General features: G+C 70.0%; 22 protein-coding genes. 10 read left to right on the forward strand and 12 right to left on the reverse strand.

Translation table 11 applies throughout. The annotated features are described in order from the left end of the window. Positions 1 to 21: 21 nt before the first annotated feature. Positions 22 to 933 carry an LOG family protein gene (locus EDC36_RS02510; RefSeq protein WP_132961677.1) on the forward strand — a complete coding sequence of 304 codons (912 nt, stop codon included), beginning with the start codon at positions 22 to 24 and terminating at the stop codon, positions 931 to 933. Here the strand turns inward: EDC36_RS02510 and EDC36_RS02515 are convergent. From EDC36_RS02515 to EDC36_RS02565, 11 genes are all read right to left on the reverse strand, one after another. Continuing rightward, entirely contained in the window at positions 891 to 1,298 is a 408-nt protein-coding gene (locus tag EDC36_RS02515; RefSeq protein ID WP_243646438.1) for a Na+/H+ antiporter subunit G, read from the reverse strand. The two genes, EDC36_RS02510 and EDC36_RS02515, sit on opposite strands and share 43 nt — an antisense overlap. Continuing rightward, positions 1,282 to 1,560, reverse strand: a complete 279-nt coding sequence (locus EDC36_RS02520; protein WP_132961678.1) for a K+/H+ antiporter subunit F — start codon at positions 1,558 to 1,560, stop codon at positions 1,282 to 1,284. The genes EDC36_RS02515 and EDC36_RS02520 overlap by 17 nt, the downstream gene beginning before the upstream one ends. Next, positions 1,557 to 2,126, reverse strand: a complete 570-nt coding sequence (locus EDC36_RS02525; RefSeq protein ID WP_132961679.1) for a Na+/H+ antiporter subunit E — start codon at positions 2,124 to 2,126, stop codon at positions 1,557 to 1,559. The genes EDC36_RS02520 and EDC36_RS02525 overlap by 4 nt, the downstream gene beginning before the upstream one ends. Further along, positions 2,123 to 3,754, reverse strand: coding sequence for a monovalent cation/H+ antiporter subunit D (locus EDC36_RS02530; protein ID WP_132961680.1), 1,632 nt, complete (start codon positions 3,752 to 3,754; stop codon positions 2,123 to 2,125). The genes EDC36_RS02525 and EDC36_RS02530 overlap by 4 nt, the downstream gene beginning before the upstream one ends. Then, positions 3,754 to 4,128, reverse strand: coding sequence for a Na+/H+ antiporter subunit C (locus tag EDC36_RS02535; protein WP_207895023.1), 375 nt, complete (start codon positions 4,126 to 4,128; stop codon positions 3,754 to 3,756). Before EDC36_RS02535 ends, EDC36_RS02530 begins: the two co-directional genes overlap by 1 nt. A gap of 5 nt (positions 4,129 to 4,133) precedes the next feature. Beyond that, complete coding sequence (locus EDC36_RS02540; protein WP_165902793.1) at positions 4,134 to 6,962, reverse strand: monovalent cation/H+ antiporter subunit A; 2,829 nt, start codon at positions 6,960 to 6,962, stop codon at positions 4,134 to 4,136. A gap of 126 nt (positions 6,963 to 7,088) precedes the next feature. Next, positions 7,089 to 8,348, reverse strand: a complete 1,260-nt coding sequence (locus EDC36_RS02545; RefSeq protein ID WP_132961682.1) for a putative Na+/H+ antiporter — start codon at positions 8,346 to 8,348, stop codon at positions 7,089 to 7,091. 81 nt (positions 8,349 to 8,429) lie between these two features. Beyond that, positions 8,430 to 9,434, reverse strand: a complete 1,005-nt coding sequence (locus tag EDC36_RS02550) for a 2-hydroxyacid dehydrogenase (protein WP_132961683.1) — start codon at positions 9,432 to 9,434, stop codon at positions 8,430 to 8,432. A gap of 4 nt (positions 9,435 to 9,438) precedes the next feature. Next, complete coding sequence (locus EDC36_RS02555; RefSeq protein WP_132961684.1) at positions 9,439 to 10,245, reverse strand: nitroreductase; 807 nt, start codon at positions 10,243 to 10,245, stop codon at positions 9,439 to 9,441. Next, positions 10,242 to 10,691 carry an acyl-CoA thioesterase gene (locus EDC36_RS02560; RefSeq protein ID WP_132961685.1) on the reverse strand — a complete coding sequence of 150 codons (450 nt, stop codon included), beginning with the start codon at positions 10,689 to 10,691 and terminating at the stop codon, positions 10,242 to 10,244. The genes EDC36_RS02555 and EDC36_RS02560 overlap by 4 nt, the downstream gene beginning before the upstream one ends. 12 nt (positions 10,692 to 10,703) lie before the next feature. Continuing rightward, positions 10,704 to 11,660 (reverse strand): histone deacetylase family protein, encoded by a 957-nt coding sequence (locus EDC36_RS02565; RefSeq protein ID WP_185971238.1) that lies wholly within the window; start codon positions 11,658 to 11,660, stop codon positions 10,704 to 10,706. Positions 11,661 to 11,781: 121 nt separating this feature from the next. Between EDC36_RS02565 and EDC36_RS02570 the strand changes: the two genes are divergently transcribed. Next, entirely contained in the window at positions 11,782 to 12,366 is a 585-nt protein-coding gene (locus EDC36_RS02570; RefSeq protein ID WP_132961686.1) for a phasin family protein, read from the forward strand. Between the two features lie 108 nt (positions 12,367 to 12,474). Here EDC36_RS02570 and EDC36_RS02575 read toward each other — a convergent pair whose 3' ends face one another. Beyond that, a complete protein-coding gene (locus EDC36_RS02575; protein WP_243646439.1) occupies positions 12,475 to 13,458 on the reverse strand; it encodes a patatin-like phospholipase family protein in 984 nt (327 codons plus the stop codon). 118 nt (positions 13,459 to 13,576) lie between these two features. Between EDC36_RS02575 and EDC36_RS02580 the strand changes: the two genes are divergently transcribed. The 8 genes from EDC36_RS02580 to EDC36_RS02615 form a co-directional block, all read left to right on the forward strand. Further along, entirely contained in the window at positions 13,577 to 14,653 is a 1,077-nt protein-coding gene (locus EDC36_RS02580) for an extracellular solute-binding protein (RefSeq protein ID WP_132961687.1), read from the forward strand. A 161-nt stretch (positions 14,654 to 14,814) separates the two neighbouring features. Beyond that, on the forward strand, positions 14,815 to 15,573 hold the full coding sequence (locus EDC36_RS02585) for a 3-hydroxyacyl-CoA dehydrogenase (protein WP_132961688.1): 759 nt from the start codon (positions 14,815 to 14,817) through the stop codon (positions 15,571 to 15,573). A 139-nt stretch (positions 15,574 to 15,712) separates the two neighbouring features. Next, positions 15,713 to 17,293, forward strand: a complete 1,581-nt coding sequence (locus tag EDC36_RS02590) for a GGDEF domain-containing protein (protein ID WP_132961689.1) — start codon at positions 15,713 to 15,715, stop codon at positions 17,291 to 17,293. Positions 17,294 to 17,295: 2 nt separating this feature from the next. Then, positions 17,296 to 18,288 carry an ABC transporter substrate-binding protein gene (locus tag EDC36_RS02595; protein ID WP_132961690.1) on the forward strand — a complete coding sequence of 331 codons (993 nt, stop codon included), beginning with the start codon at positions 17,296 to 17,298 and terminating at the stop codon, positions 18,286 to 18,288. Next, entirely contained in the window at positions 18,285 to 21,077 is a 2,793-nt protein-coding gene (locus EDC36_RS02600; protein WP_132961691.1) for an EAL domain-containing protein, read from the forward strand. The genes EDC36_RS02595 and EDC36_RS02600 overlap by 4 nt, the downstream gene beginning before the upstream one ends. Before the next feature lie 46 nt (positions 21,078 to 21,123). Then, positions 21,124 to 23,052, forward strand: a complete 1,929-nt coding sequence (gene dnaG / locus EDC36_RS02605; protein ID WP_132961692.1) for a DNA primase — start codon at positions 21,124 to 21,126, stop codon at positions 23,050 to 23,052. Positions 23,053 to 23,376: 324 nt separating this feature from the next. Continuing rightward, complete coding sequence (gene rpoD / locus EDC36_RS02610; RefSeq protein ID WP_132961693.1) at positions 23,377 to 25,671, forward strand: RNA polymerase sigma factor RpoD; 2,295 nt, start codon at positions 23,377 to 23,379, stop codon at positions 25,669 to 25,671. A 30-nt stretch (positions 25,672 to 25,701) separates the two neighbouring features. Next, the coding region (locus EDC36_RS02615; RefSeq protein ID WP_243646440.1) for an AAA family ATPase at positions 25,702 to 26,001 on the forward strand (300 nt) is incomplete at its 3' end.

Consider the following 26,001-nt stretch of genomic DNA (forward strand, 5'->3'; position numbering starts at 1 on the left):
ATCATCGCCAAGGCTGCCACGATGACGCCACCGAACTCCCACGATCCCACCCACGACCTGCAAACGCGCCGTTTGGCCGACGCCAGCGTGGAGCTGCACCTGTTGTCGGAGGACGGCTCGCGCCCACCGCCCGACGCGTACCGGCTGGCGTTTGCCGACCCGGAGTTTTTGCTGCGGCGCGAAACGCGCGGCATCCGCTTCCAGCTCGAGCTGCTCAAGCCCGACCTGGCGATGACCGAACTCGGCATCGAAAACACCATCGTGGTCTTTGGCAGCGCCCGCTTTCGTGAACCGGCCGAGGCCGAAGCTATGTGGCAAGCCGCCCAGGCCAGCGGCGACCCCGCGGCGCTGCGCCGTGCCGAGGCGCTGCGGCGCAACGCCCACTACTACGATGCGGCGCGGCGCTTTGCCCAGTTGGTGGCGACCTACAGCCAGTCCTGCCCGAAGGAACACCAGCTCTACATCGTCACCGGCGGCGGCCCCGGCATCATGGAAGCGGCCAACCGCGGCGCGCACGACATGGGCGCGCCCAGCGTCGGCCTCAACATCCTGCTGCCGCACGAGCAAGAGCCCAACCCCTACATCAGCCCGCAGCTGCGCTTCAAATTCCACTACTTCGCGCTGCGCAAAATGCACTTCATGATGCGCGCCAAGGCACTGGTGGCCTTCCCCGGCGGCTTCGGCACGCTGGACGAGCTGTTTGAGGTGCTGACGCTGGTGCAGACGCGCAAATCGCGCCCGGTGCCGGTGTTTTTGTACGGCAGCGACTATTGGAAGCGGCTGATCAACTTCGACGCCATGGTGGACGAGGGGGTCATTTCGCCGGAAGACCTGGCGCTCTTCAGCTACGTCGACAGCCCCGAGGACGCCTGGAACGGCATCCGCGCGTTTTACGACTTGCCCGAGGCCTGCCCGGTTGACCCGGGGGTGTGAGCGCGGCGCTCGGGCACCGCGTCGCGCGGCACCGGCGCGCCCGAGGGCAGGCGCATGTGCAGCGCCGCCTGCGCCATCAGGCTGGCCGACACCGGTGCCGTGACAAACACAAACAGCGTGATCAGCAGCTCGGCCAGACTGGGCCGGCCGTGCGCCAGCGACACCAGGATCGAGGCCAGCAGCACCCCGCCCACCCCCAGCGTGGACGCCTTGGTTGGCGCGTGCAGCCGCATGTACACGTCGGGAAAGCGCACCAGCCCCACGGCCCCCACCAGCAAAAAGAACGCCGCCAGCAGCACCAGCGCCGCCGCCAGGTATTCCAGCACCACCATCATCGCCGCGCCCTCCTCATTCCACCACGTCACCGCGCGCCACGTAGCGCGCCAGCGCCACGGTGGACACAAAACCCAGCATCGCCACGATCAACGCCGCCTCGAACACCAAGGGGCTGTCGTGGCGGATGCCCAACAGCACCACCAGCGCCACCAGCCCCATGTACAGCGTGTCCAGCGCCAGGATGCGGTCCGGCAGCGACGGCCCACGCAACAGCCGCCAGCCGCACAGCAGCACCGCCATCCCCACCGCCAACGCGCCGATGTCCAGCGCCCACACCAACACCTCGCTCATGGCTTGCTCCCGCTGTCGTCGTCGGTTCCGTCCCGGCCCGTCGGGTCAACCCGAAACACGCGCAGCAACGGCGCCTCGTAACGCGCTTTGATCTCGGCCACCAACGCCGCCGGGTCGTCGGTGTTGAGGGCGTGCACCAGCAAGCGGCGGTGCGCTTCGTCCACCACCGCCGACACCGTGCCCGGCGTCATCGTGATGATGCTGGCCAGCAGCGCGTTGACGCGTGCGTGGTCGCTGGCCAGCGGCACATGCACCCAGGCCGGCCGCACGCGCTTCAGGGGTCCCAGCGTCAGGCGCGCCACCGTCACGTTGGCCACCACGATGTCCCACAGCACCACCAGGGTCAGGCGCAGCGCGGCGTTCCAGTCCACGCGCCCCGCGGCGTCGAGCCAAGGCCGCAACAGGTGGGGCACGCCCCAGCCCAGCAGCAGCGCCCACAGCAGGTGCGCGGGCGCCACGCTGCGGTTCAGCAACACCCAGCTCGCCGCCAGCAGCAGCGACAGCACGGGGTGAGGCCACGCACGGCGGCGCGCACGTGGCGCAGGTGCGACGGTGGTGGGGTTCATCGTGGTTCCTCCAACGGCGGCGCAGGCGGCGTCAGGCGGCCATCGTAGGGGCGCGTGGTCTCGCCCCCACCGTCAGCGGCGACGCCCAAAACCGCCTGCAGGTAGCCCGCGCGGTCGGCCAGTTGCCGCGCCGTGGCGTCGGTGTAGGCTTTGATCGGCCCAGCCGCCACCGCCACCAGCACCGTCAAGCCGATCAAGCCCCACGGCGCCGCCAGCAGCCAGCCGCTGCCCCCCGCGGATGGCGCGGGCTCGGCTGGCTGCACATGCCAAAACATCACCACGCCGGCGCGCACCAGCGCCAGCAGCGTCAGCAGCCCCGCACCCAGCACCACCGCCCACACCCCTACCTGGGCCGGCTGGCCCAGTGCGCTTTGCAGCAGCATCACCTTGCCCACGAAACCGGGCAGCGGCGGCAGGCCGGCCGCCGACGCCGCCGCCAGCAGCATCAGCATCCCCAGCGCCACCGGCTCGCGCACCGCCGCTGCGGGCTGCAGGCGGTCGGCCATCGCGCCGCGCTGCGCCGCCACCAGCTCGACGAACAAAAACAGCGCCGCCACCACCAGCGTGCTGGCCACCATGTAGTACAGCGCAGCCGACAGCGCCTGGGGCGTGCCCAGCGCCACGCCGGTGACGATCGTGCCCACCGAGGCCACCGTCAGGTACCCCACCATCCGTCCCAACCCGTGCGCCGCCAGCGCCCCCAACACCCCCACGACGCTGGTCAACAACGCCGCCGCCAGCAGCCACGGCCACACGGCGGTCATGACGTCGGCCAACACCCCACCGTGCACGCGCACCACGGCGTACACGCCCACCTTGGTCATGATGGCAAACAGCGCCGCCACCGGTGCGCTGGCCGCCGCGTAAACCCCTGGCAGCCAGGCGTACAGCGGCACCAGCGCGGCCTTGAGGCCGAACACCACCAACAGCAGCCACGCCGCCGCCAGCGCCAGCCGCGCCTCGCCGCTGGGCAGCGCGGCCAGCCGGCGCGCCACATCGGCCATGTTGAGCGTGCCGGTCACCCCGTACACGATGGCCAGCCCGATCAGGAACAGCGCCGAGGCCGTGAGGTTCAGCACCACGTAGTGCACGCCCATGCGCAGCCGCTCGCGGCCCTGCCCATGCAGCAGCAGCACGTACGATGCGATCAGCAGCACCTCGAAAAACACAAACAGGTTGAACAGGTCGCCGGTGACGAACGCCCCGCCCAAGCCCATGAGCTGAAAGTGAAAGATCGCGTGGAAGTGCCGGCCACGTGTGTCCCAGCCTCCGCACGCGTACCACAGCACCGGCAGCGCCACCCAATGGGTCAGCAGCACCATCAGCGCGGCGAGGCGGTCCAGCACCAGCACGATGCCGAACGGCGCCGGCCATTCGCCCAACGCGTACACCGCCCACCCACCGGTGTCGGCGCGCGCCACCAACGCCGCCGCGTGCAGCAGCCCCAACGCCACCGACCCCACGCTGAGCGCGCGCCGCCAGGTGCGCCGACCACTGGCGTGCCCGCCGCCTTGGCTCGAGTCACCGTGGTCGCCCCACAGCAACAGCAGCACCGCGGTGCCCAGCGGCCACAGCACCACCAGCACCGGGGCGTGCGTCCACCACCATGCCTGCAACGCGTCCAGCATCAGCGCTCCTCCGTTGCACCGTGGGCGGCCCGGCCAGCGCCGGGCAGACCGGGCTCGCGCCCATCGACGTGGTCGCTGCCGTTGTCATGCGCGCTGCGCAGCGCCAGCTCGACGATGAACCCGGTGGTGGCAAAGCCGATCACGATCGCGGTGAGCACCAGCGCCTGCGGCAACGGGTCGGCCGCGCGGGTGGCCCCCTCGTGCAGGATGGGCGGCGCGGCGCTCCACAGCCGCCCCATCACGAAAATGAAGACGTTGACCGCATAGCCCAGCAGCGACAAGCCCAGCACCACCGGGAACGTGCGCCCGCGCAGCAGCAGGTACACGCCGCACGCCGTCACCAGCCCCACGCCACTGGCCACCAGAGCTTCCATGCTCATCATGATGCGCGTCCCTCCTGCGCCGTGCCCACGGGCGCCGCGCCAGCGCGGCTGGCGTTGCCCAAGGCCGAAATCGTCAACAGCGTCGCCCCCACGACGGTGCCGTACACCCCAAGGTCGAACAGCGCCGCCGTGGCCAGCGGCACATCACCCAGCAGCGGCAGGTGCAGGTGGCCGTGCGCGCTGGTCAGGAACGGCCGCCCCCACACGAACGCGCCCACTCCGGTCAACCCCGCCACGCCCAGGCCGGCCCCCAGCCAGCGCACGAAGCGCCGTCCGCCGTGCGCGCGCAGCAAGGCCTCGGTGGGGTGCAGGCCGCGTGCCATCGCTTGCAGCACCAGCGCCACCGCCGTGATCAAGCCGGCGATGAAGCCACCCCCGGGCGCGTTGTGGCCGCGCACAAAGATGTACACAGCCACCACCAGCGCCGCGGGCAGCACCACCGCCGCTGCCACGCGCAGCAGCAGCGGCGGCTCGGCAAACGTCCAGCGCCGCCCCTCGGCGTCCACCGGCGGGCGCGCCATGCGCAGCCCTTCCATCAACGCCAGCACCCCCACCGCGGCGATGCCGAGCACGGTGATTTCGCCCAGCGTGTCGTAGCCGCGGAAGTCCACCAGGATCACGTTGACGACGTTGGCACCCCCGCCCTTGGGCAGCGATTGCTGCAGGAAGTACCACGCGATCGAATCGTGGTCGCGCGTCAGCAGCACCCAGGTGATCCAGCCCAACCCGGCGCCCGCCGCCAGCGCCAGCGCGCCATCCCGCAGCCGCCGCTGCGGCGACGACTCGCGCGGCGAATGCTGCGGCAGCAGCGCCAGCCCCATCAGCAGCAGCACGGTGGACACGAGCTCCACCGACAACTGGGTCAACGCCAAATCCGGCGCGGAAAAGGCCACGAAGGTCAGCGACGTCACCAACCCCACCACGCCCACCAGCACCACCGCCAGCAGCCGTTGGTGGTGCATCCGCACCAGCGCCGCGCACGTGGCCAACAGCAGCAGCCACACCGCCCACGCCAGGGGGTTGGCCGGCCACAGGGCGCGCCCCCCGGCCCCAAGGCCCTGGCCCAGCAGCGCGGCGCCACCCGCCACCACCGCCGTGCCCACCAGCCACGCCACCATGCGCTGCAGCGAGCCGTTGTCCAGCGCGGCCGTGGCACGCCCTGCCCACCCCATCAGGCCATCGACGCCGCGCTCGAACAGCCGCCGCCCTTGCCAGGGGCCCATGCGTTCCTCCAGCACGACGCGGTGCAGCCAGCGCCCCCGCTGCAGCCGGGCGTACAGCCACACCCCGCCCGCCAACGCCAGGCCGCTGAGCAGCAACGGCAGGTTGAAACCGTGCCACGGCGTCAGCGTGTACGGCGGCAGCGGCTGGCCGACCATCACGGTGGCGGCGGCGTGCACCCACGGGCCAAACACCGGCCCCGGGGCCAGCCCGGCGGCCAGCGCCAGCCCCACCAGCAAAGTCGGCGGCACCCGCATGCCCCACGGCGGTTCGTGCGGGTGCGGGTTGGGCACATCGCCCAGCGGCCCATGGAAAAACGCATCGTGCACCAGACGCAGCGCGTACGCCACGCTGCACGCGCCGGCCAACGTGGCCACCAAAGGCACCAGCCAGCCGCCCGTGCCCACCGCCTCGGCCAGGAACATCTCCTTGGACACGAACCCGTTGGTCAGCGGCACCCCGGCCATCGACGCGGCCGCCAGCAGCGCCAACGTCCCCGTCCACGGCATCAGCGCGAACAACCCGCCCAAACGGCGCAGGTCGCGCGAGCCGGTCTCGTGGTCCACGATGCCGGCCACCATGAACAGCGGCGCCTTGAACGTGGCGTGGTTGAGCACGTGCAGCACCGCCGCCACGGCCGCCAGCGGCGAGCCCACGCCCACCAAAAACATGATCAACCCCAGATGGCTGACCGTGGAGTACGCCAGCAACCCCTTGAGGTCGTGCTTGAAGATCGCCACCCACGCCCCCCAGGCGACGGTCAGCAGCCCCACCCCGCTCACCAGCGTTTCGAACAGACCGCTGCCCGCCAGCACCGGGTGCAGCCGCATCAACAGAAAAATCCCGGCTTTGACCATCGTGGCCGAGTGCAAGTACGCCGACACCGGCGTGGGCGCGGCCATCGCGTCGGGCAGCCAGAAGTGAAATGGCACCTGCGCGCTCTTGGTGAACGCGCCCAGCAGGATCAACAACAGCGCTGGGGTGAACAGCGGGTCAGCCTGAATCTCGGCGCGGCGACCGACCATTTCGCTGATGTCGTACGTGCCCGCGATCCAGCCCAACAGCACCACCCCCCCGAGCAGGGCCAGCCCACCGCCTCCGGTGACCGCCAGCGCTTGCCGCGCCCCGGCGCGCGCCTGCGGGTCGTGGCTCCAGTAGCCCACCAGCAGGAACGACGCCAGGCTGGTCAGCTCCCAAAACACCGCCAGCAGCAGCAGGTTGTCGGCCAGCACCACGCCCAGCATCGCCGCCATGAACAGCATCAGCGTGGCGTAAAACTTGCCGGGCAGGTCGTGCGGCCCCAGGTAATACGCGGCGTACAGGACGATCAACGCCCCCATGCCGGCGATCAGGCCTGCCAGCAGCAGCGACAGGCCATCCAGCCTCAGGCTGACGCTCAGGCCGACGTCCGGCACCCACGGCCACGACGCCTGCACCACCCCACCCTGCAACACGCCGGGCGCCAGGCCCACGACCACCGCCAGCGCGCTCAGCGTCACCGCCAACGCCGCCAGCGCCGACGCACGTCGGCCCCCGTGCGCCGCAACCACGGGCAGCACGGCCGCGGCCAGCAGCGGCACTCCAACGATCCACAACAACGGCACGGTGGCAAGCCCTCCTCAAGCGCGGCGCACCGGCCGCGATCGCGTGGTGTCTGTGCCAGGGCTAGAGTGGTTCGGGCAACAAAAGTTCACCGCCATCGCCGGGCCGTGCCCGCCGCGGCCGCTGCCTCAGTGCGGCAGCAGGCGGAAGCACAGCACCGCCACCACCGTGGGCCCCAACGCCCCCAAAAACAGCCCCTTGGGCGAAATCGCGCCCTCGCGGAACGTGCTTTTCAGGATCGCCGCCCCGGCGGGGTTGGGGGCGTTGGCGATCACCGTCAGGCCACCGCCGGTGACGGCGCCCGTCACCAGCGAGTATTTGAAGTCGTCCGACAGCCCCTCGACCAGCGACCCCAGGTAGGTCAGCGCCGCGTTGTCGGTGATGGCCGTCAGCGCTGTGGCGCCGAAGTACACCTGCGTGTCGCTCATCGCCTGCAGCAGCGGCTGCAACCACCACTGCTGCATGCCGCCCAGCACCACCAGACCGCCGAGGAAAAACGCCACCAGCAGCCCCTCGCGCAGAATCAGCCTGCTTTGGTGCTGCGGGTACGCGGTGGCCACCCCCATGAACAGCAGAAACACCGACAAAAACGCCGCCGGGTGGTGCGACAGCAGCACGATCAGGGTCAGGAACACCACGTGCACGGCCACCATGCCGGCCGGCACGCCACGGTACGGCGACTCCACCGCAACGGTCAGCCCGCGCAGGGTGCGGGCGTTGAGCGCCGTCAGCACCGCGGCGTTGATGACCACGGCCAGCGCCGCCTTCCAGCCGATGTTGAACAGCATGTACGGCAGGTCAAAGCCCCACTTGGCCGCCACCATCAGCACCGGCGGCGCCGCAAACGGCGTCAGCGTGCCGCCGATGGAGACGTTGACGAACAGCGCCCCCAGCGTCGCGTACTTCAAGCGCGACGGCACTTGCGCGAAGATCGGCTCGCGCATCAGCAGCGCGGCCAGCGTCATCGCGGCCGGCTCGGTGATGAACGAGCCCAGCAGCGGCACCACCGAAAGCGTGGTGAAATAAAACGCCAGCGGCCGCGGCAACGGCAACAGCCGCACCAGCGCGTCGACGGCGGCGGCAGCGGCCTGCAGGATGGGCCGGCTGCCGGCCACCACCATGATGGCAAACACAAACAGCGGCTCGGTGAAGTTGCGGCTGTCCAGGTACTGCAGCGCCGGTGCGGCCCCCACCATCATGGCGGCCAGCACCATGAACAGCATGGCCCACACCCCAAAGACGATTTCCACCTCGCCCAGCAGGTGCCAAACCCCCGCGTGCGCCGGGTGGGTGTGCGCCAGATGTTCGAAAAATTTGGTCGAAAACGTGTGCAGCAGCGCCAGCGCAAACAGCGCCGCCGCCAGCCATTGGATCGCGCCGGTGGACATCCCTCACTCCGTCACGGGCCGCCCTGGCCCGCGTTGGGGCCGCATTGTAGGGGGCCGCAGAGCCTGCCCGCCGCAGCGGCGTCACGCGCGCGGCTGCGGCGGCCGGTTGACCGGGGTGAGCACTCGGCCTTCGGTCAGGTAGGCGATCAGGTTGTCCGCCGCCAAGTCGGCCATCGCGCGGCGCGTGCGCAACGTGGCGCTGGCGATGTGCGGCGTCAACACGACGTTGGGCACTTGCAGCAGGCCCGGGTGCACGTGCGGCTCGCCCTCAAACACGTCCAGCCCCGCCGCGGCGATGCGGCGCTGGCGCAACGCCTCGGCCAGCGCCGCGTCATCCACGATGCCGCCGCGCGCCAGGTTGACCAGCACCGCCGTGGGCTTCATCAGCGCCAGTTCCGCCGCGCCGATCGTGTGGTGGTTTTCAGGTGTGTAGGGCAGCACCAACATCAGGTGGTCGGCCTCGCGCAGCAGCGTGGCCTTGTCCACGTAGGTGGCGCGGCACGCCTGCTCGGTGGCCGCGTCGAGGCGGCGCCGGTTGTGGTACAGCACCCGCATGCCAAAGCCGTGCGCGCCGCGGCGCGCGATCGCCTGGCCGATGCGGCCCATGCCCAGGATGCCCAGCGTCGTGCCGTGCACCTCGGCGCCGGCCATCAGGTCCACCGTCCAGCGCGTCCACTGCCCGGCGCGCAGGTAGCGCTCGGCTTCGGTGACGCGCCGTGCCGCCGCCAACAGCAGCGCCATGCCAAAGTCCGCCGTTGTTTCGGTCAGCACGTCCGGGGTGTTGGTGCCGACGACGCCGGCGGCGTCCATCGCCGCGACATCGAAATTGTTGTAGCCCACCGTCATGTTGGCGGCGATGCGCAGCCGTGGGCACGCGGTCAGCAGCGCCGCATCGACGCGCTGGGTGCCGGTCAGCAGCACGCCCGCTTTGCCCTGCAAGCGGCGAATCAGCTCCTCCTGGCTCCAGTCCTCGTCGGCGTCGTTGCTGTCGACGTCGAAATGCTGCCGCAGCCGCGCCAGCGTTTCGGGGAAGATGCGGCGCGCCACCAGCACCGCCGCACGCGCCGTGGGGGTCGGGGTGTCCATCGCCTCACCCTCCTGCGTTGGCCGGCTCGTCCACCCAGCGCACGAAGCGCTGCAGCGGCTCGCGCGGCGTCACGAAGCGGTTGACCAGCGCCTGCGGATCGGCCCAGCCCAGCGCCATGCCGCACACCAGCATCTCGTTCGGCCCGGCCCCGATCAGCGGCAGGATGATGCGGGCGTAGTGGTTCCACGCCGCCTGCGGGCAGGTGTCGAGCCCGTGCGCGCGCGCGGCCACCATCAGGTTTTGCAAAAACATCCCGGTGTCCAGCAGCGAGCCGCGCCCCATCACGGTGTCGATCGTGATCATCAGCCCCACCGGCGCGTCGAAGAAGCGGAAGTTGCGCTGGTGCTGCGCGTGCATCTTGTCTTTGTCGCCCTTGCCGATGCCCAACAGCCCATACAGGCCCCAGCCGTTTTCGCGCCGGCGGTCGAGGTACGGGCTGACCCACTCGCGCGGGTAGTAGTCGTAGGCTTCCTGGTACTCGGCCGCCAGCGCCGGGTTGGCGCGGATGGCGTCGTGCGCCGCGCACACCTGTTCGCACAGCGCGTCGCGAGCACGCCCTTGCAGCACGTAGACCTTCCATGGCTGCGTGTTGGTGCCGGACGGCGCGCGCGCGGCCAGCGCCAGCAGCCGCTCGATCAGGTGGCGCGGCACCGGCGTGGGCAAAAACGCCCGCACCGAGCGGCGCGACACGATCGCCGCTTCCACCGCGGCGGGATCAAGCGCGCGCTGCGCCGCCCGCAGCGGATCCAGCTCCAGCGGCGGCAGCTCGTCGGCCAAGGGCACAGGGGACACAGGGTCAGGTGCGTTCATCGCCAGGACTCCAACAGGGTGTGCAGGGCAGCGGGCAGGGCCGTCACCGGCCGGCGCGTGGTGCGGTCCACGTACACATGCACGAAGTGCCCGTGCGCGGCGGTGCGCTCGGCCCCGTCGGCAAAGATGCCCACCTCGTAGCGCACGCTGGAGCGCCCGAGGTGCGCCACGCGCACGCCCGCCTGCACCGTTTGCGGAAACGCCAGCGGGGCAAAGTAGTGGCACTGGGTGTGCACCACCAGCCCGATGACCTCGCTGCGCTCGGGGTCCAGCACGCCGTGTTCGATCAACGTCGCGTTGACCGCGGTGTCGAACCAACTGTAATAGACAACGTTGTTGACGTGCCCATAGACGTCGTTGTCCATCCAGCGCGTCGTGATCGAGCGAAAAACACGGTAGTGCGCACGCGGCAACGGTTGGGCACGCTCAGCGGCAAGGTGGCTCAAGGGGCTGTCTCCTCAGGCGGCGTGCGGCGATTGTGCCATCGCCTGCCAGCGTCGCCAGTACGCCAGCGCGACAGCCATCGTGCGCTGTTGCACGCGCACCGTGGTGTGGATGTCGTGCCCGTAGCCGCCCGCCATCGTCAGCGCCACCGGGATGCGCCGCTGCCACAGCCACTCGAACACCACGCGGTCGCGCGCCTCGACGCCGTCGTCGCTCAGGCGCAACCGCCCCAGCCGATCGCCCTCGTGCACGTCGGCGCCGGCCAGGTAAATCGCCAAGTCCGGCTCGAAGCGCGCCTGCAGCGCCTCCAGCGCGCCGTGCAACGCCTCCAGGTAGGCGTCGTCGCCACAACCGTCCGGCAGCGCCACGTCGAGGTCGCTCGGCTCCTTGCGCGCCGGGTAGTTGTGGGCGCCGTGCAACGACAGCGTGAACACCGTCGGGTCGTCACGGAAGATCGCCGCCGTGCCGTTGCCCTGGTGCACATCAAGGTCGATGATGGCCACGCGCAACGGGCGCGCGCGCGCCGCCGGGCCGCGCCGGCCCCATTCCGCCTGCATCAGCCGCGCCGCGACCGCCGCGTCGTTGAAGACGCAAAAGCCGCCGCCACGGTCGGCGTAGGCGTGGTGGGTGCCGCCCGCCACGTTGGCCGCCACACCCTGGCCCGCCAGCGCCGCGCGCGCGGCCTGGATCGTCGCCCCCACCGAGCGTCGCGCCCGCTCGGCCAGGTGGGGGCTCCAAGGAAAACCGATCTCGCGTTGCTGGGCGGCGCTGAGCGTGCCGCACTCGACCGCGTCGATGTAGGCGGCCGTGTGCACCAGCGCCAGCTCCCCCGCGGTGGCCGGCAACGCCTGCTGCAAACGGTACGCCGGATCACGCGCCAGGGCGTCGCGCAGCAGACGGTATTTGTCCATCGGAAAACGGTGCCCGGCCGGCAGTGGCAAGACAAACTCGGTGGCGTAAAAAACGTCCATAGCCACCAGTGTGCCGCGCCGCCGCCCGGTCCGTGACGCGCAGGGGCTTGCCAAAATTCGGCACAGGCCTATAATTCGGCCCAATGTTGCAGCGCACAAAAGCGCCCTTGGAGAGGAAACCATGCTAACCCCCGAACAACTGGCCGCGGCCCACAAGGCCAACCTCGAAATGCTCGTCGGCCTGACGCGCCAGGCGTTCGAGGGGGTGGAAAAGCTCGTCGAGCTCAACCTGGAGGCCACCCGCGCCGCGTTGCGCGACGTCGCCGGCACCACCCAGGCCATGCTCGACGCCAAAGACGCGCAAGAGCTGCTGCAGCGTCAGGCGGCCCTGCTGCAACCGCTGGCCGAGCGCACGCTGGCGTACAGCCGGCAACTGGCCGACATCGCCGCCCACACCGGTGGCGTGTTCGCCCAAGCCGCGCAAGCCCAGGCGGCCGAAGCCCAACACAAAGCCCAGGCGGTGGTGGACAACGTGGCCCGCAACGCGCCCGCCGGCACCGAACCGGCCGTGCAAGCGCTGCGCGCGATGGTCAACGCGGCCGCCACGGCGATGGAAACCGTGCAGCAAGCCGTCAAGCAGGCCACCGAACTGACCCAACAAAACTGGCAGCGCGCCGCCGAGCAGACCCAGCAGGCTGTGCAGCAAGCCTCCACCGCCGTCGGTGGCGGCACGGCCGGCGGCCGCGGTGGGCGGCGCAGCGCCTGACGAGTACCGATCGCTTCGAGTTGTCTCCTCGGGTCTCTTCGAGTCCTGAACTTCAGGGACCCTTCACCCCCGGCGCCGCAAGGCTTCGGGGGTGTTTTTTATCCATGCTCAGCGGCTGGCCGGCAGCGGCCGGCGCAACGCCTGCAGCCGTTCACGCAGCCGTGGCAGGGCTGCCTGCATCGCGGCCCGCCCGGCGGCGATGCTGCGCTCGCGCGCGGCAAAGTCGGCGCTGCCCACGCCGTCCAGCGCCGGGCGCACCACCACGTCGGCCTGGGCCAGCACGTGGCGGTTGATCGACTGCCCCATGATCGTGAACGTCTGCAGCAGCACGCGCACCGGGTCGGTCTGCGGCAGGGCCTGCGGCGGGCTCGAAATATCCACCGCGATGACCAGCTCCGCGCCCATCTCGCGCGCTTGCTGCACCGGCACCGGCGCCACCAGCCCGCCGTCGACGTAGGTGCGGCCGTTGATCGGCACCGGCGAAAACACCCCCGGCACGGCGCTGGAGGCGCGCACCGCGGTGCCGGTGTCGCCGCGGCGAAACACCACCCCCTGCCCGCTGACCAGGTCGGTGGCCACGATGCCCAGCGGCAGCGCGGCGTGCTCGATCAAGCGCCCCTGCACCATCTGGTTGACGTAGCGCGCCAGCGCCTCGCCGCGCAGCAGCCCGCGGTTGAACAGCGGCACCGTCCAATCGGCGATCATCGCTTCTTCCATGTTCAGCGCCGCTTGCTGCAGCGCGGCGCCGTCCATCCCGTGCGCGTACAGCGCCGCCACCAAGCTGCCGGCGGACGTCCCCACGACCACGTCGGGGCGGATGCCCTCGCGCTGCAACACCTGGATCACGCCCACGTGGGCAAAGCCACGTGCAGCACCGCCCCCCAACGCCAACCCGACGCGCGGCGGGCGGGTCGGCGGCGGGGCCGGTGGTTCCGTCGGCGACGCGGGGGGCTCGGGCGGTGCGGGGGGCTCAGGCGGCGCGGGGGGCGGTGGCGTGGCACAGCCGAGCAACCCCAGCGCCGCCGCCGCGCCCGCCGTCAGCCAGCGACGGCGCCCTTGATCGACGGCACCCATCCGATCGACAACTTTCATAATAGGAACGATTCTCATTTGTGATATGATGCCTTCCAACGATCACTGCACCGCCGGACACACGCCACCGGCGCGCAGGGTCGGCCCCGACGTTTCACCCCATCCAGGAGACCGCTGCATGTTGACCTTGAACACCCGCCGCCGCTTCGTCACCCGTGCCTGCGCCGCGCTGGCCGCCACGGCCGCGCTGACGGCGCTGGCCCCCGTCGCACACGCCCAAGACAAGGTGCTCAACCTGTACTCGGCGCGCCATTATCCGAGCGACGACCAGCTCTACGCGCTGTTCACCCAAACCACCGGCATCAAGATCAACCGCGTCGACAGCGACGACGCCGGCATCGTGGCGCGGCTGCGCGCCGAAGGGGCCGCCTCCCCCGCCGACGTGGTGCTGCTGGTGGACGCCGCACGCATGGCGGTGGCCGACGCGCAGGGCTTGTTCCGTCCGATCAAGTCGGCCAAGCTCGACGCCGCCATTCCTGCGCACCTGCGCGCCGCGCCCACCCCCGACGGCGTGACCTGGACCGGCTTTTCCACCCGCGCGCGCGTCATCGTCTACGACCCGCTGCGCGTCAAGGCCGAGGACGTCGCCACTTACGAGCAACTGGCCGACCCCAAGCTCAAAGGCTTGCTGTGCACGCGCAGCGGCTCGCACCCGTACAACCTGTCGCTGTTCGCCACCGTCATCGAGCGCCTGGGCGACGACAAGGGCCAGCAGTGGCTCAACGGCCTGGTGGCCAACATGGCCCGTCCGCCGCAGGGCGGCGACACCGACCAGATCCGCGCCGTGGCCAGCGGTGAGTGCGGCGTGGCCATCAGCAACAGCTACTACATGGCGCGCTTGATCGCCTCGGACAAGCCCGAAGACCGCCGCGTCGTGGAGCGCGTGCGCGTGGTGTTCCCCAACCAGGCCACCACCGGCACGCACGTCAACATCGCCGGCGCGGCCGTGGCGCGGCATGCCAAAAACCTCGACGCGGCGGTGGCCTTCATGGAGTTTTTGGCCAGCCCGCAGGCGCAAGCCTACTTTGCCAACGGCAACCATGAGTTCCCGGCCGCCAAGGGCGTCAAGCTGGACAACCCCGCCCTCAAGGCCATGGGTGCTGAACATTTCAAAGCCGACACCATCCCGCTGGCGGTGGTGGCCAAGAACCTGACCAAAGTGCAGCGCATGCTGGACCGCGCCGGCTACAAGTGACGCTCACGCCGCGGCGCCAGGGCTTCGGCGCCGGGCCATCCTTCTCCTGGTAGTGTGCACCCCCATGGTGCTTGACACGCCCACCGCCCGGTGGGCGTTTTTTTGCGACTATGATTGACGTTTACGTCAACGTCAATCACCCCCACGCGAGGAGCAGCACCATGGACATCCAAGGCAAGGTTTTTATCGTCACCGGCGGCGCGTCCGGCCTGGGCGAGGGCACGGCGCGCATGCTGGCGGCCGAAGGCGGCCGTGTCGTCATCGCCGACATGCAAACCGAGCGTGGCGAGGCCGTCGCGCGCGACATCGGCGCCACCTTCGTGCGCTGCGACGTCAGCCAGGAAGCCGACGCCCAAGCCGTCGTGGCGCAGGCGCAGGCGCTGGGCAAACTTGTGGGGCTGGTCAACTGCGCGGGCATTGCGCCCGCCGAAAAAACCGTCGGCAAAAACGGCCCCCACAGCTTGGCGCTGTTCAACAAGGTGATCCAGGTCAACCTGGTGGGCACGTTCAACATGATCCGCTTGTGCGCCGCGGCGATGAGCGCCAACGAGCCCGAGCCCACCGGGGAGCGCGGCGTCATGGTCTCCACCGCCTCGGTGGCGGCGTTCGAAGGCCAAATCGGCCAAGCCGCCTACGCCGCTTCCAAGGGTGGCGTGGTGGGCATGACGCTGCCGATCGCGCGCGACCTAGCCAAGCTTGGCATCCGCAACATGACCATCGCCCCCGGCATTTTCGGCACGCCCATGCTGTTTGGCATGCCCAAGGAGGTGCAGGACGCGCTGGCCGCGATGGTGCCGTTCCCGTCGCGGCTGGGCCGGCCCGAGGACTACGCCAAACTTGTCAAGCACATCATCGAAAACGACATGCTCAACGGCGAAGTCATCCGGCTGGACGGCGCGATCCGCATGCAGCCGCGCTGACCGCCGCACGCGGCACACCATGACGCGCAGGGCGTGGGCGCGCGGTCCCACGCAGTCGCCCCGCGCGCGGCCTCGATGGGCCAGCAGGCGCTGCTTATACTAGCGCCCATCACCCCGCCGACCCACGCTGCCCACGCGCATGAACCCCACCACCCCGCAGGAAATCGCGCGCGAAGCCGTCAAGCTTTTGGCGGCGCGGCGGCTGCCGCCCACCCCCGACCATTTCCAAGCCGCGTACCACGAGGTGGCCGGCACCCGCCCACTGCAGCCGTTCCCGCTGGCGCAACTGCGCCAAATCGCCCAGGGCTTGCCGGAGCGCACCCCCGCGCAAGCGCGCTTCAAGGCGCTGTTCAACCGGGCGGTGGCCCGCCATAGCTGGGAAGATTTGGAAAAGGTGCTGGTGCAGCACCTCGGCAGCGCCGCCGCGCCGCTGACCGATCCGCCGTCGGCGACCGCGGTGCCACGCGCCGCTCCCCCCAGCGGCGAAGCCCCGGCTGGCCCGGCCACCTCGGCCGGCGGGGAGGCGCCGATCCAGCCGGAGATCGCCGAGCAGACCGCGCGCGTGATCGACATCGCCGCGCCGCTGGTGGCCGCCGACGACACGCGCCTGCGCGAACAGGGCGAAGAGCTCGTGCGCTACCTGCGGCTGCCGCAGCACCACGCCGCCACGCTGCGGCGCATGCTGGCCGATTACGCGTACCGGCTGTCCTTCGGCGTCGAAGAGCAACTTGGGGTGCGCGAAGCGTTGCTGGCGCTGCTGCGCCAGGTGTTCGAGCACATCGACGCCATCAGCCCCGACAACCCCTGGCTGCGCCAGCAGATGCAGGCGCTGGTGCAAGCGGCCTCGCCGCCGTTGTCGCAGCGCCGTTTGGAAGACCTGCAAGCGCGCCTCAAGGACGTCATCGTCAAGCAGGCCGAAGCGCGCGAACAAACCGTGCGCGCGCAGGAGGTGATGCGTCAGACGCTGGCCACCTTCCTGGAGCGGCTGGCGCAAACCGCGGCGAGCACCGGGCAGTACCACGCCAAATTCGAAGCCTGCGCGCAACAGCTCGAACGCGCCACCAGCCTGGCCGACATGGCCCCGGTGGTGCAAGAGGCCATCCAGACCGCGCGCGCTTTCGCCGCCGACACCCAGCGCGTGGCCGACGAGCTGACCGACCTGCGCGACCGCGCCCAGCGCGCCGAAGCGGAGGTGCAGCGGCTGCGGCAGGAGCTGGACCAGATGGCCGAGCTGGTCACGCACGACCTGCTCACCGGCGTGCTCAACCGCAAGGGGTTGGCCGCGGCCATCGACCGCGAAAGCCGCCGCGCCGAGCGCACCGGCACGCGGGTGTGCATCGCGCTGTTGGACGTGGACGACTTCAAGCGCCTCAACGACACGTTGGGCCACCTGGCGGGCGACGCCGCCCTCAAGCACCTGGCCGACGTGGCGCGCCGCAGCCTGCGTCCACAAGACACCATCGGACGCTACGGTGGCGAAGAATTCATCATCGTGCTGCCCGACACCACCCCGGAGGACGCGGCCGACGTGGTGCGCCGCCTGCAGCGCGACCTCAGCGCCCACCTGTTCCTGCAAGGGGAACAGCGTGTGTTGATCACGTTCAGCGCCGGCGTGACCGAGCTGCTGCGCGACGAGCCGGTGGAAGCCGCCATCGCACGCGCCGACGCGGCCATGTACCGCGCCAAGCGCGCCGGCAAAAACCGCGTCATGGTGGGCTGACCATGGACGGGGCACGCCGACAATGGCTGCGCCAAAGTGCGGCCGCAGCAGCGGGGGCGCTGCTGGGCGCGTCCGGGCTGACGGGCTGCGCCAGCAACGCACCGCTCACCGTGGCCTGCCACCCGTGGCCGGGCTATGCGCCCATCCGCCTGGCGCACAGCCTGGGCTGGTGGGACGACGGCGCCGTGCGGCCGCTGGCCACGGGCTCAGCCAGCGAATCGCGTCAGGCGCTGCAAGCGGGCCGTGCGCAAGCCGCGGCGCTGACCCTGGATGAGGTGCTGACCGCATCCGCCGAAGGCTTGGCGCTGCATGTGGTGGGGTTGTTCAACCTCTCGCACGGCGCCGACGTCGTGCTGGCGCGCCCGGGGTACACCGCCGCCAGCCGCTGGCCCGGGGCACGTGTGGGGTACGAAGCCGGTGCGGTGGGCACGCTGATGGCGCAAAGCTGGCTCGAGCAAGCCGGTTTGCGCTGGCGCGACGTGGTGGCGGTGACCGTCCCCTTTGACCTGCACGAGACCGTGTGGCGCAACGGCGCGGTGGACCTGCTGGTGACCTTCGAGCCACTGGCCACCCGGCTGCGCCGCTTGGGAGCCGTGACACTGTACGACAGCAGCCAACTGCCGCCGGAGCGCCCCATCGTGGACGTGTTAGCGGTGCGCGACGACGCGCTGCCTCGCCACCGAGCCGCGTTGCGACGGCTGTTGGCCGACGTGCTGGCCGCGCAACGACACCTGCTGGCGCTACCAGTGGACAGTACCTACCGCCTAGCCCCGTGGCTGGACTTGCCGCGGCACGAGGTGCCCAACGCATTCGCCGGCCTGCGGCTGACGCGCTGGGAGGACCAGCGCGCCTGGCTCGTCGGCACCCCTCCAAAGCTGATGGTGGCCGCGCGGGCGCTGGCCCGTTTTTTACACGGTGCGGGTTTGCGGGCGCATGGCCACGTCCCCGACGATTTGGTGGACGCGGGCCTGTTGCCGCTGGAGGCGCCCACATGACCCGGGCTGGTCGACCCCACGCGCTGCGCTGGCTGGCGCGGCTGGCGTTGCTGCTGACGCTGCTGGGTGGCGGTTGGGCCCACGCGCACCACCCGCAAATCCGGCTGGGTATCTTGGCGTACCGACCGCTGGACGTGGAACAAGCCGACTGGCGGCCGGTGCTGCAAGCACTGCAGCGGCACCTGGACGGCATTGAGCTGCAGACCCGGTTGCTGAGCTACGACGCGCTGGACAGCGCGGTGCGCGCACGCGAACTCGACGCCGTGGTCACCAACCCGGCCCATTACGTGACGCTGCAGCACACCGACGGCCTCTCGACCCCGCTGGCCACGCTGGTGCGGCGCCGCCACGGCGTGGAAACAACGGCGTTCGGTGGCGTGGTGGTGGTCCCAGCCGACAGCCCCCTGCAACGCTGGCAAGACCTGCGCGGGCGGCGCATCGCGGTCCCCCATGGCGAGTCGCTGGGTGGACTGCAACTGCAACGCTACGAGCTGCGCCGCCGGGGCATTGATGACCGGGCCTGGGCGCGGGTGGAAGTGGGGATGCCACACGACAACATCCTGCGGGCGGTGCTGGAGGGGCAGGCCGACGCCGGCTTTGTGCGCGACGGCGTGCTGGAAGCTGCGCAGGCTGCGGGCGCGGTGCCCGCAAGGCGGTTGCGCGTGTTGCAGCGGCAAGACCTGCCCGGCTACCCTGTGGCGGTCAGCACCCCCCTGGTGCCGGAGTGGCCCGTGGCCGTGCTGCCCAGCGTGGACGACGACACCCGGCGCGCGCTGACGCTGGCGTTGTTGCACACCGTCCCCGGCGCGGGACAACCCTCGGGCGAAATCGCCGGCTTTGTACCCCCGCACAGTTACGGCGCCATTGAGGATGTGCTGCGCACGCTGCGCGCCCCGCCTTACGGTATGCCGCAACTGACCTGGCGCGAAAACCTTGCCCTCAACGCCTGGCCACTGGCCGGCTCGGTGGCTGTGTTGCTCGGGTTGGGCACCGTGTTGCTCGTCATCGTGCATCAGCGCCAGCGCCTGCAGGCCGTGCTGCAAGAAAAGTCCGCGTTGCTGAACGAGCTGGCCATCACCGCCAAAACGTTCGACAGCGCGCAGGGCGTCGTCATCACCGACGCGCAAGGGCGCATCGTGCGCGTCAACCGCGCCTTCTCCGCCATCACCGGCTACGACGAGGCCGAAGCCCGAGGCCGCACGCCCGGCGAGCTGCTGCGTTCCGGCCGCCACGACGCGGCGTTTTACCAAGCGATGTGGCAAGCGTTGACCCAGCACGGCCACTGGGAAGGCGAGATCTGGAACCGCCGCAAAGATGGCAGCGTTTACCCCGAGTGGCTGGCCATCAGCGCCATCACCAACGCCGTCGGCAAGGTGCAACATTACATTGCCATCTTCAGCGACATCACTTGGCGCAAACAGGCCGAAGCGCAGATCGAGGCGCTGGCGTACTACGACACCCTGACAGGCCTGGCCAACCGCCGTCTGCTGCTGGACCGCATCGACCAAGCCCTGCGGCTGGCGCGCCGCCACCGCCGTTGGGGCGCGGTGCTGTTCATCGATTTGGACTTGTTCAAGGGCATCAACGACACCTACGGCCACGACGCTGGCGACGCCGTGCTGCGCGCCATGGGCGAACGGTTGCGCGCGACGCTGCGCGAACAGGACACCCCCGGCCGTCTGGGTGGCGATGAGTTTTTGGTGCTGCTGCCCGCGGAGCACGCCCAGCGCGACGCCGCCGCGGTGGCCGCCCGGCGCGTGGCCGACAAGCTGATGGCGGTGCTGCCGCAGCCGATCGACTGGCAGGGCCACACGTTGGCGCTGACGCTCAGCATCGGCATCGCGCTGTACGGTGGCGCCGAAGACCCTGATGGCGACCAAGACGGCACCCAGGTTGACTCCGCGCAAGCGCTGCTCAAAGCGGCTGACCTGGCCATGTACAGCGTCAAGCAGGCTGGCCGCAACGGTGTGGCGTTCTTCGACCTCACGATGGAGGCGGCAATCCGCCAGCGCCACCAGATGCAGCTTGACCTGGCCGCCGCCATCGACGCCGGCGAGCTGCGCCTGTACTTGCAGCCCCAGGTGGACACGCGCAACCGCATCGTTGGCGCGGAAGCGCTGCTGCGCTGGCAGCGCGCCGACGGCACGCTGGTGCCACCGGGCGCTTTCATCCCGCTGGCCGAGGAAACCGGCCTGATCCTGCCGCTGGGCCGCTGGGTGCTGCACGAAGCCGCGCGCCTGTTGCAGCAATGGCAGTCGGACGCGCGCCTGCGGCCACTGCGGCTGGCCATCAACGTCAGCCCACGCCAGTTCCGCGAGCCCGACTTTGCCCAGCAAGTGCTGGCGGCCGTGCGCGACCGCGCGGTGTCGCCCGATCGGCTGGAGCTGGAAATCACCGAATCGGTCTTTTTGGACGACATCGACACCGCGCGCGGCGTGCTGCGCACGCTGGACGACGCCGGCGTGGCGCTGGCGCTGGACGACTTTGGCACCGGTTACTCGTCGCTGGCGTATTTGGCCGAGCTGCCCTTCGACGTCATCAAGATCGACCAGCGCTTCGTGGCGCGGCTGCAAAACCCCACGCGGCAAGACGAGGCGATCGTCGCCACCATCCTGGCGCTGGGCCGACGGCTGCGCATGCAGGTGCTGGCCGAAGGGGTGGAAACCGCCGCGCAGGAAGCCTACCTGCTCACCCACGGCTGCCACCTGCTGCAGGGCTACCGCTTCGGCCGCCCGATGCCGCGCGAGCAGTTCGAAGCCCTGGTGCTCGGCCAGCCTGACGAGGGCTGACGCCACCCGCCGCCCGAGCCCGTGCGCGATGCCGCACAATGGCGGGGTGAGCATCCCGACCGCCTTTTTGCAGGACCTGCTGGCGCGCGCCGACATCGTCGAGGTCGTCGGCCGCCACGTGGCGCTGCGCAAAAGCGGGGCCAACTTCGTCGGCCTGTGCCCGTTCCACGCCGAAAAATCGCCGTCGTTCACGGTCAGCCCGGCCAAGCAGTTCTACCACTGCTTCGGTTGCGGCGCGCACGGCAACGCGATCGACTTTTTGATGGCGCACACGGGCGCCGGCTTTCGGGACGCCGTGCACGATTTGGCTGCGCAACTGGGGCTGAGCGTGCCCGACGAGGCGCACGACCCGGCCACGCGCGCACGCGCCGCCGCCGAGCGTCGGCAGCAACAAACCCTGACCGAACGGCTGGCGCAAGCCGCGCGCGCGTACCAGGCCCAGCTCAAGGCCAGCCCGCGCGCCATCGAGTACCTGAAAGGCCGTGGCCTCACCGGCGTCATCGCCAAAACCTATGGCCTGGGCTACGCCCCGGCGCAGCGGCGCTTTTTGTCCACCGTCTTTGCCGACTACCAGGACGAAGGGCTGGTGCAGTGCGGGTTGGTGGTGGCCGCCGACGACGGCGACAGTGGCACGCGCCGCCACGACCGCTTCCGCGACCGCATCATGTTCCCGATCCGCAACGTCAAGGGCGAGGTGATCGGCTTTGGCGGGCGCGTGCTGGACGGCGGTGAGCCCAAATACCTCAACTCCCCCGAAACCCCGCTGTTCCACAAGGGCGAAGAGCTGTACGGCCTGTTCGAAGCGCGCCAGGCCATCCGCCAAGCCGGCTGCGCGTTGGTGGTGGAAGGCTACATGGACGTCGTGGCGCTGGCCCAGCACGGTGTGGGCAACGTGGTGGCGACGCTGGGCACGGCCTGCACGCCCCAGCACGTGCGCAAGCTGCTGCGCTTCACCGACCACGTGGTGTTCGCCTTCGACGGCGACGCGGCCGGGCGGCGCGCCGCCGTGCGCGCGCTGCAGGCCGCGCTGCCCTGGGCAAGCGACACGCGCACCTTTCGTTTTTTATTTCTGCCGCCCGAGCACGACCCCGACAGCTACGTGCGCACACTGGGCGCCAACGCGCTGCACGCCGCGCTGCGCGACGCGGTGCCGCTGAGCCGCTTCGTGCTGCAGGCCGCGGCCGACGGCTGCGACCTCGACAGCGCCGAAGGGCGTGCCCGCGCCACCGCCCAAGCCCGCCCGCTGTGGGAGGCCCTGCCGGATGGGGCACTGAAGCGCCAACTGCTGCACGAGCTGGCCCAGCTCGCCGCGCTGGACGTGCGCGACCTGCAGCAACTGTGGGCCCCCGCACCGGGCACGGCCGCGCGCACGCGCGCCCGCCACCCTGCCCCCCAGGCCGCCCCACCCCGCCCTCTCGTTGCCCCCAGCGCGCCCAAGGCGCCCGCGACGCCGGCCGCTGCGGCGCCGTGGCTTCGCACGCGCCCGGCGCCAGCCGACGCCGTGGCGCGGCGGGCCGCCCGCGGCTTGCTGGACCGTTACGACCGTGTGGCGCGCCTCGTGCTGACGACGCCGGCGGCGTGGGACTGGCTCAGTGCCGACGACCACGCCCTGCTGGCCAGCGCTCCACCCCCGCACGGCCCTCTGTTTGCCTGGCTGGAACAGCAATGGTTGGACCACGGCGCCCAACCATGGGCGGCGCTGCGCGAGGCGCTGCGTGGCCAGCCTTTCGAAGCCCTGGCCACGGCGCTGCACGACAGCACGTTGGTGCTGGGCGAGGCCACCGACGGCGCCAGCAGCGCCGAGGAATTGCGCCAGGAGCTGCATGAACTGATGCGGCGGCTGCGTATCGAACACCTGAAGGCGCGCGAGACCGAACTGCTGGCGCGTGCCGCGCACGACCCCGCCGCGTTGGCGGACTACCGGCGTGTGCAGGCCGAGCGGCGCGCTTTGCTCGATGGTGAGGATGTGGTATGATGGGAAGCTTCGCAAGTGCGACAGCAGCACCTCCGGACAGAGCCCGCCGGGCCCGCTTGAACCTTCAAGCCCCCACGCCCCGGCGCCGCGGCAGCACGACCGCAGGCTGATGGCGCCCCGCGCCGATTCCGCAAGGGCTGCACACCAAATGTTCGCCCACTGGCTTGCGAAACACCGACCATGCCCCCACCTTGCCCGGGCGCGTGGAAAGGTGATCGCCCCCAACGCGGCCAGCGCTGCTGGTCGGCCTTGGACTGCACCACGCTTGGACCACCGTCTTGAACTGACCCCTGCCGGCCACGGGCCGGATGGAGAGCGTTTGCCGTGAGCACCCGCAAAAAGACCACCGCTGCCGAACCCGTCGAGTCGCCTGAAACCACCGCCGCGCCGGCGCCGGCTGCCCGCAAGCGCAGCAGCAAAAAAGCCGCTGAAGCCGAGGCCGCGGCCGCCAACGTCCCCGCCGAGGCTGCGAGTCAGGCCGAGGCGGACGCGGCGCCCAAGCCCAAAGCCCGCAAGGCCAAGACCAGCGGCGCCGGCACCGGCGGCGCCAAGCGTGGCCGCAAGCCCAAAGCCAAGGCCTCCGGCGACGACGACGTGTTTGCCGACGCCGAGCTGGATGTGCTGGACGACGAGCTGGCCGACGTCGACGCCGAGGTCGTGCCCGACGAGGTGGAAGCCGCGCCGGACGAGCCGGCCGAAAAGGCCAAGCCGCTGCGCATGAAACTGTCCAAGGCCAAGGAACGCGCCTTGATGAAGGAGTTCGGCCTGGACGACACGGTGCTGACCGAGGAAGAAGCCAAGCTGCGGCGTGAAAAGCTCAAGCAACTGATCAAGCTCGGCAAAACCCGCGGCTACCTGACGCACGCCGAAATCAACGACCACCTGCCCGACAAGCTGGTTGAACAAGAGACGCTCGAAGTCGTCGTCTCGCTGCTCAACGACATGGGCGTGGCGGTCTACGAGCAGACCCCCGACGCCGAAACGCTGCTGCTGACCGGCGCGCCCACGGCCGTCACCACCGAAGAAGAAGCCGAGGAAGAAGCCGAAGCGGCGCTGTCCACGGTGGACAGCGAGTTCGGCCGCACCACCGACCCGGTGCGCATGTACATGCGCGAGATGGGTACGGTGGAGCTGCTGACGCGCGAGGGCGAGATCGAAATCGCCAAGCGCATTGAGCGCGGCCTGCACGACATGATGGCGGCCATCTCCGAGTCGCCCGCCACCATCGCCGACATCCTCAAGATGGCCGACGACATCCGCGCCGGCACGGTGATCATCTCCACCGTCGTCGACGGTTTCCGCGACCGTGACGAGGCGGACGACTACGTCGCCGAAGAAGACTTCGACGACTACGAAGATGATGACGACGGCAAGGGCGGCTCCAAGGCGTTGACGCGCAAGATGGAGGAACTCAAGCAGGAGGCGTTGCGGCGCTTCGACCTCATCCGCGCCGATTACGATGTGCTGCGTGACGTGGTGGCCGCCGAAGGCTGGGGCACGCCACGCTACCGCGAGGTGCAAGCGCGCATCACCGAAACGCTGATGACGATCCGCTTCACCGCCAAGGCCATCGAAACCCTGTGCGACACGGTGCGCCAGCAGGTCGAGACGGTGCGCAAAATCGAGCGCGAGCTGCGCCGCATCATCGTCGACAAGTGCGGCATGCCGCAGGACAAATTCGCCGCCGAGTTCCCACCCAACCTGCTCAACCTGCAGTGGGTCGAGCGCCAAGCCGCCGCGGGCAAACCGTGGAGCGCGGTGCTGGGGCGCAACATCCCCGCCATCCACGAGCTGCAGCAAAAGCTCATCGACCTGCAAACGCAGGTGGTCGTGCCGCTGGAAGAGCTCAAGGCGATCCACAAGCGCATGAACGACGGCGAGGCCATGTCGCGCGACGCCAAGCGCGAAATGATCGAAGCCAACCTGCGCCTGGTGATCTCGATCGCCAAAAAGTACACCAACCGCGGCCTGCAATTCCTGGACCTGATCCAGGAAGGCAACATCGGCCTGATGAAGGCGGTGGACAAGTTCGAATACCGCCGTGGCTACAAATTTTCCACCTACGCCACGTGGTGGATCCGGCAGGCCATCACGCGCTCGATCGCCGACCAGGCGCGCACCATCCGCATCCCGGTGCACATGATCGAGACGATCAACAAAATGAACCGCATCAGCCGCCAGCACCTGCAGGAGTTTGGCGTCGAGCCAGACGCCTCGATCCTGGCGGAAAAGATGGACATGCCGGAGGACAAGATCCGCAAGATCATGAAGATCGCCAAGGAGCCGATCTCGATGGAAACCCCCATCGGGGACGACGACGACTCGCACCTGGGCGACTTCATCGAGGACACCACCAACGTCGCGCCGGTGGACGCCGCGATGCAGGCCGGGCTGCGTGAGGTGGTCAAAGAAATTCTCGACACCCTCACGCCGCGCGAAGCCAAGGTGCTGCGCATGCGCTACGGCATCGAAATGTCCACCGACCACACGCTGGAGGAGGTGGGCAAGCAGTTCGACGTCACGCGCGAGCGCATCCGCCAGATCGAAGCCAAGGCGATCCGCAAGCTCAAGCACCCGAGCCGCTCGGAAAAGCTGCGCAGTTTTTTGGACAACATGTGAGCGGTGGTCTGTCCCGGGTGAGCGGTCCGCATGGCCGCGCACCGCGGGGTGGGCCGCTACGCTAAGATCGTCGGCATGACCGACCGCCGCAAGCTGCCCATCGGCATCCAGACCTTCGCCAAGATCCGCGGCGAGGGCTGCTACTACGTCGACAAAACCCCGCTGATCGCGCGGTTGGCGGAGCAAGGCAGCTTTTACTTCCTCTCCCGTCCGCGCCGCTTTGGCAAGTCCTTGTTGATCGACACCATCGCCGAGGCCTTTGCCGGCCAGCGCGCGCTCTTTGAAGGCGGTGAGGCCGCCGTGGCGCTGGGGGTGGACCCAGCGGTGGCC

The organism is Tepidimonas ignava (assembly GCF_004342625.1).
Classification (GTDB): domain Bacteria; phylum Pseudomonadota; class Gammaproteobacteria; order Burkholderiales; family Burkholderiaceae_C; genus Tepidimonas; species Tepidimonas ignava.